Here is a 12,445-nt window from a genome sequence, read left to right as displayed (position 1 = left end):
GTTTTAGTGGAAACGTCACTCAATCAGCAACCAGTTCACAATCTTCAGCGAGCATCAGCCCCAATGCCTACGGCCTTCTTTTCATTTCATTTATTTTCGGTTTTGGATGGAAAAAATCAATAGAGGTATTACACAATATCTTCGGTGCAATCTTCAAGTCACATACACCGTCTGCCAAGTCGACTTCTTGACGACAGGCGAGCTAGGCATGACTCGCGTATTATTATCGTCATCCTGACCGGCAACTTTTTAGATCAGTTTGTTATAATAGATATAATGACAGGAACTGGGATGGCTCGTTCCAGAGCTGTAAAAACCACCGCACTCGCCCGCGTCGCAGTTAGAATGGACTGCAGTTAACTTGTAGCATTCTGGACTTGGAAACGCCAGTTGGAGAAGACTTGTTGCGACGTCAAGGGGATTCAGTCCTCATCTTCCCGCGTGGGCTCTGGCGTCGAGAATTCCCCCTCAAGAGAATCCACGTCAGCAGTCTTGTCTACTAGCTCAACAGTCTTCTTCCCCACCAACGATTCTAGCCTTTTGACACGCCGCTTCAGGCCCTCGGTGTCTGTAATCTTCTGTTCCAGTTCTACCACCTGAATCTTGGCGCGTTCCTCGTCGTTTACGACAAGCTCTCGCATCAGGTCAACGAAACCAGGCTTCCTGATCTTTCCGTCGGAACTTATTGTTCCGAGAAGAAGGGTGTCGTCGGATGGGCGGTAGTAATTCTCGTCTAATCCCTTCTGCTTGTGTCCTTGAAGCATGTGCGCCCAGTCTTTGTCATAGCCTGCGTTGCGGAGAGTCGTTAGGAAGAACTTCCTAATCCCATGCAACAACTTCTGCTCGTGTCTTACACCGCTTGCCTCGCTGGGGCTGTTCGACTTGACAGTTTTCCTGAGCCCACTTTTTAATACGATCTGTTGTATGGCGGACGTCACCGTCTTTTCGGTCAGCTGAAACGGCTGCTTTGCTGCAATCGGATCGTCTTCGTTCCATTCAAGCCTGAACACGAAGGAGTCCGGTGTCAAGTCTTCGCCGTACCTTCGTCGATACTCGAAATATTCTTCCAGTTTTGTCCTAGCTTCAGGACTACAGTAAGTAACGTATTCCTCAGACTCTCCTTCATAGCAAGTTATCTGATAGATGTTGTGCTCGTCTCTTGGCTTCAGGTTTCTAATTCTAAGCAGCGGGATCACGCCCTTGCGTATGCCGCTGGATGCCAGCAGCGGGATCATCGCCTGTTCCCTTATTCTAGCGACCTTGAGCATCTTCTGTAGCTGCTCCCTTGTCCATCCGACATCCCTCAGGGGCTTGGATGGCGGCGCGGTCTTCGTTATAATCTTCCATGCGAGTGGGGTTCTGTTCATCTCATAGAAGAGTTTCAGAACGAGGATGCGCATCCTTATTGTGGTTCCCTGCAAGCCGTTTTCCTTCATGTGTGCCACCCAATCTTCAATTCTCCTTTCAATCTTTGAGGTTGTCCCAAACAGCTCGGTTGGAGTCTTTGCTTTGCTGTACTGTACAAAAGCGCGAAGGGTCGACATGTAGGTAATTCTAGTATACTCGTTGTGAATCGCCCCCAAGAACCTTTTTACTTGCTGCGACTTCAGAATGCTCACCGGCATGCCGCTTGCCATTGCCATCCGTATGCCGCTGGGGGTATATAAGCACAGGGGTATATTATACGCTAAATGGATGACATTATTAATTTACTGCTAGTTGGGAAAAGTGCCCAAGAACGGTTATTCCACCTCGAATACTATCTTCATGCCGGCGCGGTACTCTTTTACCATACCTAGTACGGCGCCCCCACCAAGTTATTTAACTGCTGCCGCAAAATTTTTCTACGCTTTTAGGGGCGAATCCTAACCTTTGAACCCTGTTATCGTGTCAGTATTCAGAAGATTTCCCAATCACCTGATTTCCAATGGCCGAAGTGAATTTTTCGACCGAGTCTGACACAGTCTTGACGACTATGTTCTACGTCTTGTCGAGTTTGTAGGCATAGGATACTGGGGAATCTCCCTTATCTGTTGCAAAAGCCCGTCCTCAAAACCTTCCATGCATTCGGTAAACATGAAGCCGACTGTTATCAATTCAACCCTGTAGAAATATTATCGAATTAAAGTGCTTCTAAGGCACTGTGAGAGCTTTATATCCCGTTTTTGTTCATTAATACTGTGATTCAGAAGGCAAGGTGCGGCCATTACGCACCAAGGTCATACGCTGAAGCGCACGGTGGTCTTTGCAGGAAATGTCAGTCCCACTTTATGTTTATTGTCGACTTGGAGAAAAAGTGTGGAGAAGACGCGCTTGTGGAATACTGGTATTCCATGATACTTGCCAGCCTTCCAGAGACCCGAGGTGAGGTGCAGTGTTTCGTCTCCCACCTCATAGAATTTTACGAAGCCAAGCTGACCGAGAGGCGGTCAAAGCGCAACTACATCGAAAAAATGCTGTACATGCTGCGCTCGACCCAAGAGCCGTTCAACGCAGAAGAACTGAAGTAAATCATTGAGAAAGTGCTCCGGCCGGGATTTGAACCCGGGATCTGCGACTCGAAAGGCCACAATGCTTGACCGGACTACACCACCGGAGCACTTAGAGGACTTGGCTTGCCCGTTCACATAAAATCCTTACTTTCAAAACGTTTTATTACTGCTTTTCAACTGTGTACTGCATGGAAAAGAGTCTTGTCGAGAGGATCGACGCAGACGTTGAAAAGCGCAGCCTGCTCAAGCACCAGTTCTACCAGATGTGGTCTGAGGGCAAGCTGACAGTCGATCACCTGCAAGGTTACTCGAAGGAGTATTTCCAGCTTGTAAAGGCCGTTCCCGCTTTTGTGCAAAACATCGCGTCTACCAACTCAGACGCCTCCATTGCGCCGGAAATCGCCGGCAACATGAAGGAGGAAGCCGAACACATTGAGCCGTGGACTAGGTTTGCCGCCGCTCTTGGGGTTCCGATTAACGACTTGACAAGCTATGCCGGCGCCGCCAAGACAGGCGAGGCGGTGGCAAGAATGATGGCGCTGTCAAGGGCGTCCTTTGAAGAGGCTGTGGCTGCAATGTATGCCTTTGAAGCAGAGCTTCCAAAGATAAGCAGGAGCAAGATCGACGGACTCGTGAAATTCTACGCCCTTGACGGCAAAGAAGCCCTGAATTACTTTCAGATCCACGAAGAGGCGGACGTGAGGCACGCTCAGACTTGGCGCAAAATATTGAATTCGCTGCCTGCTGACAAACAGGAAAAGGCGTTTGCCGCCGCGGCCGAATCGCTGAAGGCGCAGAATCAGCTCCTCGACTCCGTGCAGGAAAAGTACGTCGGCATCAACTGCTGACTACAAACCTTTATACATACTAGTCCGATTTTTTGGATTACGCGGGCCCATAGCTCAGCCTGGTTAGAGCGACCGGCTCATAACCGGTCGGCCAAGGGTTCGAATCCCTTTGGGCCCACTCCCTCCTTGGGCTCTACACCACATTTTTACGTAGGAGGGTATCGTAAGTGCCTGCAAAATTTGAAACGACCGTAGCGAAAATCGAGAGAATCCCTAACAAGGTGAATAGGGAGCTCCTGCGTGAGTTCCTAGAGTTCCTGAAACAGAACGGCTCGTCGGAACGCCACCAGAATGACCAGGTGAAAGCCATGATACTCTACGCCATTTCTTTAGGAAATACAAACCTGCAGGATGTCAACCGGAAGGAGCAGTTACTTGCCTTTCTGGATCTGAGAATCAAGTCAGAGAAGGATGATCCTGAAAAGAAGTGGATTACGACCTGGAACGACTACTCTAACCGGCTGAAATTCTTCTTTAGGTGGTTCCATAACCAGCGCGGAAAGCAGGATTTCATGCCCGTATCTGAATGGGAAACCCCGACCTTTGCAAGAATCCGTCACAAGAAAACAAAGAGACTGTCACTATACTCCGAAACGGAAATCTGGGACCTGGACGAACTCCTTTCCATTCTGCCGTATGAGCGCCAGAAGCAGATCCAGCCGCGGTTATCCCGACGCCTTCAGGGCTTGTTTCTGTTCATTTTCCAGTTTTTGGAGTTCCACTGGAAGCCGCGGATGCTAGAGCTCGGTCTTGAGAACGAATGTGTTGTTTGTAACCTTAATTTCTGGCTTCTTGGTGCCTATTTCTTCGAATACATATTCAAAGACCTTTGCAAGATATAACGACCAACCATCACCCATATCGTGCTGGATTACGTAAACGTGCCTGTCTCGCTCAACATGATGGTTGAATGGAAAGCCCGATGCTTCTGCCCAAGATTCCACTACATCCAGAAAGGTTTCAGGAGTATAATTATTTCTCAAAAGGAGTATGATGTCAGCAACTTCCTTCTGTGCCATGTACTTGGCAATTTCGATTATTCTTTCGTTGCTATGACCTTCCACGAGTCTGATGAGCAGGGATTTTGGGAAGCTGACCATCCCTGCTCGTCCAGCATTTGCATTCCAGTCCAGGTGACTATTGAATATCTGGGCTGCTAGAGTGTTGACACTAACTTGTTTCTGTTCTGCCTGCTTTCTCAAAGCCCGAATTACGTTTTCGTCAAGCCTGAAAGTAATCCCCTCTGTACGCGACTTCCGCCTTTGTTCTTCCTCGGCCTGAATCGGCCTTTCCATCGAAGTCCTTTTGAACGAAATTTCGTATAACTGCGTGTATGTATATCATACATACTGACGCTGCACGTAAGTAATTACACTGTAATCAAGAGGAAGTAAAGAAGCGCTTACCATTTAGTTGTCTGTAGAATGTCCTTGAACCGTCAAGGTTGAATCAGATAGTGACAGAATATTCCTGCTTGCTAAATAGTTCCTTGGCTAATAGATGAACGAACAAGAATGTTCGATGCTGAAACAATCAGACGTGCGGTTAACCAAGAACCATGCAATTGTGCTGCAGAGAAACGAGTGGACGAAACGTCAGTAAGTGCTGAGGACGAGATTGAGGCGCACATAGTGGATGTTATAGTTTCTCACCTTCATGCAACCTATGGTAATAGTGTAACAAATCGTATAGAAGATTTCTTGAATGAATGCGACACGAGCTTCGCCCACATTTTTCAAGAGCCCGATAGCGTCGCCGATGCATTGTACATGCTCTTCGGGGGTGTCTCAGACAGTGTCGCGGACTCGATGTTAAGAGGGGCATTTGCGTCTTTTGGGTTCGAAAGTGATAAAGGCTATACTCGATATGACATAGCACACGCTGTCACGACGCTCAGAGAGCTGGTGAAACAATCTGAGTATGGCGAGGGAGAGCTGAAGCCCCTCTTGGTCTTGTCCGCGACCGCCGGTGCCAATTCGTCCGATCAGAAATTGCGTGCAGTAGCAGTGAACTATCGCGCAGAAATCCCGCCATCTTTTATCGACCCGGATGGAAATAGCATTAACGTACTTGCTATCTGGCAGCAAGCACAAGAACACTATCCCTGTCCTCGCGACCGCACAGATGATAATGTCCTCGTAATGACCAACCGGGGGATCTTCCTCTTCTGTTATGATTGCAGAAATTTCTATTCAGAGGGAGGCAAATGGGGATACAAGACGTCGTGGGCAGCCCTTGAGCGGATGAGAATTGGAAGTCTTCCGCAGCAGCCTTGCCTATTGCAATGAACGTACCTTGGCACCCTGAGGTCGAAGTTACATTCGATTCTCTCAAGCCACACCTCAAGGACCTCTCTGTTGAGGACTTAGTAGCACATTTCATGGATTCCAGCAAAAGAATGAAGCAGCTTGATAGAATCCATTACAGTATTACCGTAAATGAATCGGGCGAGAGGGAGGATTCAGCAGATATCTGACTGGAAGAAACATCATTTCCGAAGCTTATAGAAATTCTATCACTTGCAGGAATAAGCTTCCTTATTTGGCAATTTCTAACTCCTCTCTTGCCTTGAGTGCTCAGTGTCATATTTTTCCAATAGAATAGAGATAGACTCGTCATTCCGCTCGTGTGGCACGACACCGCCACTGAATGTTTTCAAAAGTGCGGATTTAGGTTGGCTGCATCAGGAATACAGCAAAGTAGCGAAAGAAAACTAATCGACAGCTTACCGTTAGTGGTACAGTCCATTTGTTGTCGTTAACACTACACGCTTCTCTCTCTTTAAGACAGCTTAACATAGGTACAAACCTGACTCCATGAAAGGGCCGCAGCCTAGAACTTGTAATCCGCCTTAGACAGGCATTTGTCACAATATCTCTGAAGTATGACCGCGCCTTCAATCTGAAATAATGCTTGTGTAGTCGCTATGGCCGAGCATGATATGCAAAATCCCGGTAACTTTTTTGTGCTCGTTTCCACAGGTCTCGTCTTGTATGGTTTTACCATGGTATGAAAGGCATGTATCTGCTTATATGGCTTTCAAGGGTGCCCTGTTCGTCGAAGGTTTATTATCACCTGAGGCAGGAGTCAAGCATCCCGAAGAACTGAAAGAGAAGGTGAGAATCGGCTGTCAGCGTCGCGGCAAACCACGTGATGATGGTCTGCACGACGCTCGCGGGACAGGCTGACGATCGATCTCTTTTTTATTAACGCGACTCTCTATCTGACTCCTGGTCAGCCTCTACCTAGGTTACAGCGGGTGAACTATACATCATGGATAGCGCCCTTCTATCCTAGCTGAACATCACGATGAATTGGCTATGGTAATTTTCTAAAGTTATCACGTAAAACAAAAAGGCTGATCAGGACTACCATTCCGAACTTTATCAAGCGGACTTGGTGGAAACGCCCCATGAAACACCGATATTTTGACTCTGGTGTTTAAAGGTAGGTATTACCATTAGATGTCTTGTGGCTTTCACTTATTTGCGAAGCGATACCTGTCGGAATTGTGGCCGAAGGGCTGCATTGGCAAACGCTTATTGTGAAGGGTGCGCGAATACCTAGGTTAGAATCGCTTTGTCGCTCCCCCCCTCTTCCATCCCTCTCGCGTTACTCTTGCCCTTATCAATAGGACTGCACTCAGGCGGATGTGGAAGACTTGGAATCGCGGATTAACGACGCGATCTTTCAAAAAGAGGCGTGTCAACGACAAGATGAGCCTGATAATCAGGAAGACGAATGAGGCTGCAATTGCAATCTTCAAGAACGCGCCGCGCGACTTGCCATAATTGAAAAAATGGTGGAAGAGTCCAGATTATACGTGAGATGGATCTCCTTTGGGCCCACCTTCTGTATCGCCTGCGACATAAATGGTTCCAAATTTGCGTGGCTGATGCTTTTATAGCATGGCCTTCGATCGATAACAGACATGGGTAGTTGCGAGCACTATAGCGCGGCCAAGGATGTCGAGCCGAGCACCAAAGGGTGCGAAGAGTGCGAAAAGACTCACTCGCGGTGGGTCGCCCTGCGCATGTGCCTAGTGTGCGGCCACGTCGGGTGCTGCGACTCGTCGCCAGGGTTGCATGCCACAAAACACTTCAAGGAAACCGGCCACCCAGTGATGGTCGCCCTGCCAAGCAGGTCGTGGAGGTGGTGCTACGTGCACAAGGAGTACGGTTAAAGGATCAGCTTATAAGTTATCAAAGCAATTTTTTGCCATGTCTCGCCTGCTGCAGAAGGGCACGAAGGACTTGCTGGATGAGTTTGAGCAGGTCCGCAAGGACACTATGGAGCTGTTCGAGCCGCTAGGCATCGAAGACGCGGTCATTCAGTCAGACACGTTTGGCAGCCCGCCAAACTGGCACATCGCGCATGTAACATGGTTTTTCCAAAAAGTCCTTGAAAAGCATGGTGCAGGCCTTGCAGACAGCAATGTCAACCTAACGTACCTGAATTCCTATTATCAAAAGTACGGAGAGATACTGCCCAAGTCTGACAGAGGAAAATATCCCCGACCGACGGTCGCGCAGAATTTGCGATACAGGGCCATCATTGAAAACAAGGTAGTCTCGCTGATAAAAGATGCAACCAAGTCAAGCGGCCTTTCAAGTGAACTGAGCTACGACATCAACCTTGGCATACAGCACGAGATGCAGCATCAGGAGCTCATGGCCTACGATTTCCAGCATTACTACCAGCGATTCCCCGATCCTGACGACAACTACCTGCCAAAGACTCGGAACACACCTCCAAAAAGCAGGGAGCGGCCGCAGGGAATGGTCGACGTACCTGGCGGGATTTTCGAGCTGGGATTTTCCGGCGACGGATTCTGCTACGACAACGAGCTCCCGGAGCATAAAGTCTACCTGCAGCCGTTCAAGATCGATATAGCGCCGGTCACAAACGGCGAGATTGCCCGATTCATTGAAGACGGCGGCTACCAAGAATACAAGTACTGGCTTGCAGATGGGTGGGACCTTGTCCGCGAGCAGGGCTGGGCCGCGCCATTATACTGGCAGAAAAATGACGGCCGGTGGGCCAAGAAGGACCTGCGCGGCCTGCACGAACTGGACCCTGACGAGCCGGTAGTGAACCTAAGTTACTACGAGGCGGAGGCATACGCGAGGTGGGCCGGCAAGAGGCTCCCGACAGAGGCCGAGTGGGAAAAGGCCGCAAGCTGGAGTGACGACCTTGGCCGGAAAACGCTGTACCCATGGGGCGACAGCCCGCCGACTCCAAGGCATGCAAACCTCCTTGACTCATATACGTGGGGCCCCGCAAGAATAGGAGCGTACCCGCAGGGCAAGAGCCACTACGGCTGCCACCAGATGTTAGGCGACGTGTGGGAGTGGACCTCTTCAGAATACGTGCTATACCCCGGATTCATGTCGAAATTCCCGGAATACACTGACAAGTGGGCTGTTAACCAGAAGGTCCTCCGGGGCGGCTGCTTTGTGACACGGGCGAGGCAGATACGCAACAGCTACCGCAATTACTTCAAGCCGCACGAAAGGATACTGTTCGCAGGTTTTAGGTGCGCTTCCGGCTAGGCGCAAGCAAGGCAAGGTCAAACCACCGGTTAGAATCGGTAAAGTGCCGGCGAACTGCAAGGCCGGCGCGGCGCGCAAACTCGTCTATCTGAGAGATGGTGTACTTGTACGAATTTTCGGTGTGGATGGCTTCGCCTTGGTTGAAATGGAACGTGCCGGCGTGCCTCACTCTCACCTCCTGATCCCTTTTTGACACCAGGTGCATCTCTATGCGGCCCTTTTTCTCGTTGTGGATGGAGAGGTGTTCAAAGCTCGACAGGTCAAACTCGCCTCCAAGCTCCCTGTTTATTCTTGCAAGCATGTTTAGGTTGAACTTGGCGGTCACGCCTTTTTCGTCGTTGTACGCCCTGTGCAGGATCTCGACATCCTTTTGCAGGTCAAACCCGACGAGCAGGAGATCGCTTTTCTCCATCCTGCCGGCGACGTCGGAAAGAAACGCCGTTGCGTCGTCAGGCTCAAAGTTGCCGATGCTCGAACCAAGAAACACGATTATCTTTCTGCCCTCAGCCTTTTCTATGTGGTCGATGCCGGCGGCATAGTCGCTGTGCACCTGCCTCACCTTTAGGCAGGAAAACTCGCCCTCAAGCCTCTTGCTTGCCTCAAGCAGCATCGAAAGCGAGATGTCTATTGGGAAATAATGCAGGCTGCCTTGCCTTGCTAGAATGTCTTTAATCAGGATCTTGGTCTTTGTCGACGAGCCGCTGCCAAACTCTACCAGGGCTATCTTGCCGTCACCTACGGCACCTATAATTCCGCTTCCTTGTTCGCCCAGTATTGATGCTTCAATGCGCGTCAGGTAGTACTCGGGCTGCCTGCATATTTCTTCGAACAGGCGTGACCCATGCTCATCGTAAAAGTACTTGGGGTCAAGGCGCTTGTTCTTTGCGGAAAGTCCCTCCTGCACGTGCCGGGCAAACTCGGCGTCGACTGAAATTTCCTGCTCTCTTATCTTCATGTCCTAAAAGCACGTAAGCTGGATTGTTAGGTACACCGTAACCCCTTGAAATGTTTTGCTGCAACTGCAGATGCAAAGAAACACTTATCGACAGGGCGGTTTCCAACACTGCCTCATGGCGCTCAAAAAATGCGTAAACTGCAAGCAGGAAATTGCCTAAGACAGCTGTGTCGGAATCTAATGCAGGGACTGCCTTGCCGTGCACATGGAGTCGCTTAGCGGCGAGTCGTTCAAGGAAGCATACACCAGGTCGGCCATAGTCGGTAAGCGCATTGACGTCTACACCGGCATCGGCCTTGACGCGAGGGAATAGGCGTTCAGGATAGCAAGAATAGGCCAGACAGTCTGCTATTAGGCGTACCTTGCTACGAACCGGGCGTCTTCTCTGGCCGCGGGCTTTCTCGGGTTCCTTGCCTTTGTCCTGAGAGCAAAGCTGCAGCACGGGCAGCGCACGCCTTCCCACTGGATGAAAATGTCGCATATCTTGCAGCGCTTGTGGTTTTCCTCGTAGCGCGCGGTAGTCTTGTAGTGGACGCATATTCCCCTGCAGGCCATCGCCCCACCGACATGCCCGGAGTTTTTAACCGGCGCGAATGTTGTGCATTGCACTGCAATCCAATTCCTGAAATATCGTGGGGGCCTTTGCAGCTGCATGAGCATGCTTTCCGCAAGGATCCACGAGTACCGGAAGCCGCTTGTCGTTGAATCAGTCCAAAAGCCCCGCGCGCGCGGCTCGGGAGTAGTTGTCAGGGTAGGGGCAGCCGGCCTCTGCCACAGCGACCTGCACCTCATTGCCGGCGAATGGAAGGACGCGATACCGCTCGGACTCCCGCTGACACCCGGGCACGAGATAGCCGGATTTGTAGAGGAGCTGGGAGAGTCCGTTCCAAAGGGCATCTTTGAGGTCGGCGACTTGGTGGCTGTTTCAGGGGGATGGGGCTGTGGCGTATGCCATGTGTGCAAGCAGGGTGACGAGCAGGCCTGCCCAAAGTCCAAGTGGCCTGGCATATCACAGGACGGTGGCTACGCGCAGTACGCTTTCATCCCTTCATACAGGTTCTTGATAAAGGCAGACAGAAGGCTTTCTGCAGAAGAACTTGCGCCCCTGACTGACGCGGGGCTGACGCCATACAGGGCGCTGCGCAGGTTCCGCCACCTGCTCCTTCCCGGCACGTCGGTCGCAGTAGTGGGTATAGGGGGCCTGGGCTCGTACGGCGTCCAGTACGCCCGGCTCTTTGGGCCGGCCTCGACAGTCATCGCAATTGACAGGAACGAGAAAAAGCTCGACTTGGCCAAAAAGTTTGGCGCAGACCACTGCTTTACACTGTCAGCCGACCTGAGTAGGCAGGTGATGGAGGCGACCGGCGGCCGGGGCTTAGACCTAGTTGTCGACTGCGCGGGGGCTGAAAACACAATCGCTGCGTCTGCAGGGCTCCTTGCCAAGGGCGGCGTCCTTGCAATAGTGGGGCTCTTTGGCTCGACGATCAAGATGCCGCTGCTGCCTGCCGTGATAAATGAGAACGTGGTGGCCGGCTCGCTGTGGGGCAACTACAACGAGCTTGTCGAAGTGATAGAGCTGGCACGGCAGGGCAAGGTGAAGCACTCGCTCCGCCCGTTCAAGCTGGAGGATATAAATGGTGCAATTGACCTGCTCAGAGCGGGCGAGATAACCGGCAGGGCCGTGATAACGCCGAACTGATCACTTCATCACAAGGTCCCAGGGAGTCAGTATCCTGTTGCCAACAAAAACGCACGGCGTGCCCACGTCGGACAGGAGGCTTGCCGCAGCGCCCGCGATTTCCTCCGGTCCCAGGGTCTTGCCCTTGCAGAACCCGACGTGCGATAGCGGCACGTCGTCAAGAGCAGAGAAGCCCTTTTCAGCAACAAGAGTCCTTGCCTCGTAGCCAAGCATAAACTCCAGGACCCTCCTGTCGTTTACCACAAAGGGCCCGTTATGGCGCAACGCGACCAGGTTGCGCACTCCCTTTTCAACCATGAATTTCAGCGCTTCTGGCACGCCCATGCCTTCGTCAACGGTTGTCAGGGATGAAGCCAGCTGCCCTACTTTTCGCGTCTTGTCCACCGCCCCAAGCAGATCACGGATTGAAAGCGATGCTATGACTTTGTCGCCGGAAGCGATCGGCATGAACGCGAACCGCGTCTCGGCAAATGCCGAGAGCGCGTCCTTGAGTGGCGAGTCGGCGTCAAGCGGCCTGTCGAGTGGTTCTGTGATGTCGCCTGCACGACCGTCAAGCCACTTTTCTTTGCGCTCCAGTATGTGGCTTGCAAGACGCCGCCCGCCAATCCTACCGGCAAGCCTGCCCGCGTCAAGAACAACCAGACCGTCGACATAGATCTGCGGCCCGATCGCAAGAAAGGTCGCAGCATGGACCATCGCGTCTTGGGGGCCAACGTACAGGAGCGGGCGGCGGAATATCTGGGGCGCGGCGGCCCTTATGGAAATGTCCTGCATCTCTATAACAGGAGGAGGCCAGCAGGATAAAGCCTATGAACATTGTGCATTGCACTGCAATCATGGGGCTAATATAGGAAAGCAGAGCTTTTCTCTGAATGCCAATCAACGCAATCGCATATGCG

At 51.3% G+C, this 12,445-nt stretch carries 14 protein-coding genes and 2 tRNA genes; 10 read left to right on the top strand and 6 right to left on the bottom strand.

Annotated elements, in window-relative coordinates; translation table 11 throughout:
• Positions 1-191, top strand: a 191-nt coding sequence (locus tag VGA14_RS05595) for a hypothetical protein (RefSeq protein ID WP_331002766.1), incomplete at its 5' end; no start/stop codon positions are given.
• Positions 192-422: 231 nt separating this feature from the next.
• Here VGA14_RS05595 and VGA14_RS05590 read toward each other — a convergent pair.
• Positions 423-1,637 (bottom strand): hypothetical protein, encoded by a 1,215-nt coding sequence (locus VGA14_RS05590; protein ID WP_331002765.1) that lies wholly within the window; start codon positions 1,635-1,637, stop codon positions 423-425.
• Between the two features lie 543 nt (positions 1,638-2,180).
• Between VGA14_RS05590 and VGA14_RS05585 the strand changes: the two genes are divergently transcribed.
• Positions 2,181-2,510, top strand: a complete 330-nt coding sequence (locus VGA14_RS05585) for a hypothetical protein (RefSeq protein ID WP_331002764.1) — start codon at positions 2,181-2,183, stop codon at positions 2,508-2,510.
• A 13-nt stretch (positions 2,511-2,523) separates the two neighbouring features.
• On the opposite strand, the gene VGA14_RS05580 is transcribed toward VGA14_RS05585, so the two are convergent.
• Positions 2,524-2,599 (bottom strand) — tRNA-Glu (locus VGA14_RS05580).
• Positions 2,600-2,680: 81 nt separating this feature from the next.
• Here VGA14_RS05580 and VGA14_RS05575 point away from each other — a divergent pair.
• The 3 genes from VGA14_RS05575 to VGA14_RS05565 all read left to right on the top strand — a co-directional run bounded on the left by VGA14_RS05575 (position 2,681) and on the right by VGA14_RS05565 (position 4,182).
• A complete protein-coding gene (locus VGA14_RS05575; RefSeq protein ID WP_331002763.1) occupies positions 2,681-3,340 on the top strand; it encodes a TenA family transcriptional regulator in 660 nt (219 codons plus the stop codon).
• 43 nt (positions 3,341-3,383) lie between these two features.
• Positions 3,384-3,458, top strand: a tRNA-Ile gene (locus tag VGA14_RS05570).
• A 49-nt stretch (positions 3,459-3,507) separates the two neighbouring features.
• Complete coding sequence (locus VGA14_RS05565) at positions 3,508-4,182, top strand: hypothetical protein (protein ID WP_331002762.1); 675 nt, start codon at positions 3,508-3,510, stop codon at positions 4,180-4,182.
• On the opposite strand, the gene VGA14_RS05560 is transcribed toward VGA14_RS05565, so the two are convergent.
• Positions 4,078-4,635, bottom strand: coding sequence for a hypothetical protein (locus VGA14_RS05560; protein WP_331002761.1), 558 nt, complete (start codon positions 4,633-4,635; stop codon positions 4,078-4,080). The two genes, VGA14_RS05565 and VGA14_RS05560, sit on opposite strands and share 105 nt — an antisense overlap.
• Positions 4,636-4,923: 288 nt before the next feature.
• On the opposite strand from VGA14_RS05560, the gene VGA14_RS05555 reads away from it, so the two are divergent.
• From VGA14_RS05555 to egtB, 4 genes are all read left to right on the top strand, one after another.
• Positions 4,924-5,628: a hypothetical protein gene (locus tag VGA14_RS05555; protein ID WP_331002760.1), complete on the top strand. Its 705-nt coding sequence runs from the start codon at positions 4,924-4,926 to the stop codon at positions 5,626-5,628.
• Positions 5,613-5,816, top strand: a complete 204-nt coding sequence (locus VGA14_RS05550; RefSeq protein ID WP_331002759.1) for a hypothetical protein — start codon at positions 5,613-5,615, stop codon at positions 5,814-5,816. The genes VGA14_RS05555 and VGA14_RS05550 overlap by 16 nt, the downstream gene beginning before the upstream one ends.
• Positions 5,817-7,271: 1,455 nt before the next feature.
• Positions 7,272-7,523 (top strand): UBP-type zinc finger domain-containing protein, encoded by a 252-nt coding sequence (locus VGA14_RS05545; RefSeq protein WP_331002758.1) that lies wholly within the window; start codon positions 7,272-7,274, stop codon positions 7,521-7,523.
• A gap of 37 nt (positions 7,524-7,560) precedes the next feature.
• A complete protein-coding gene (egtB, locus tag VGA14_RS05540; RefSeq protein ID WP_331002757.1) occupies positions 7,561-8,892 on the top strand; it encodes an ergothioneine biosynthesis protein EgtB in 1,332 nt (443 codons plus the stop codon).
• Here egtB and egtD read toward each other — a convergent pair.
• Both egtD and VGA14_RS05530 read right to left on the bottom strand, forming a co-directional pair.
• Entirely contained in the window at positions 8,873-9,847 is a 975-nt protein-coding gene (egtD, locus tag VGA14_RS05535) for an L-histidine N(alpha)-methyltransferase (RefSeq protein WP_331002756.1), read from the bottom strand. The genes egtB and egtD overlap by 20 nt on opposite strands.
• Positions 9,848-10,198: 351 nt before the next feature.
• Positions 10,199-10,402: a hypothetical protein gene (locus VGA14_RS05530; RefSeq protein ID WP_331002755.1), complete on the bottom strand. Its 204-nt coding sequence runs from the start codon at positions 10,400-10,402 to the stop codon at positions 10,199-10,201.
• Between the two features lie 97 nt (positions 10,403-10,499).
• On the opposite strand from VGA14_RS05530, the gene VGA14_RS05525 reads away from it, so the two are divergent.
• On the top strand, positions 10,500-11,546 hold the full coding sequence (locus VGA14_RS05525) for an NAD(P)-dependent alcohol dehydrogenase (RefSeq protein WP_331002754.1): 1,047 nt from the start codon (positions 10,500-10,502) through the stop codon (positions 11,544-11,546).
• Here VGA14_RS05525 and VGA14_RS05520 read toward each other — a convergent pair whose 3' ends face one another.
• Positions 11,547-12,320, bottom strand: coding sequence for a CBS domain-containing protein (locus tag VGA14_RS05520; RefSeq protein ID WP_331002753.1), 774 nt, complete (start codon positions 12,318-12,320; stop codon positions 11,547-11,549). It lies immediately after the preceding gene.
• Positions 12,321-12,445 lie beyond the last annotated feature (125 nt).

Source organism: Nitrososphaera sp. (genome assembly GCF_036397675.1).
In the GTDB taxonomy this organism is placed as follows: Archaea; Thermoproteota; Nitrososphaeria; order Nitrososphaerales; family Nitrososphaeraceae; genus Nitrososphaera.
The sequence above is the reverse complement of the archived record's forward strand: the minus strand, read 5'-3'. Positions and strand labels throughout refer to the sequence as shown.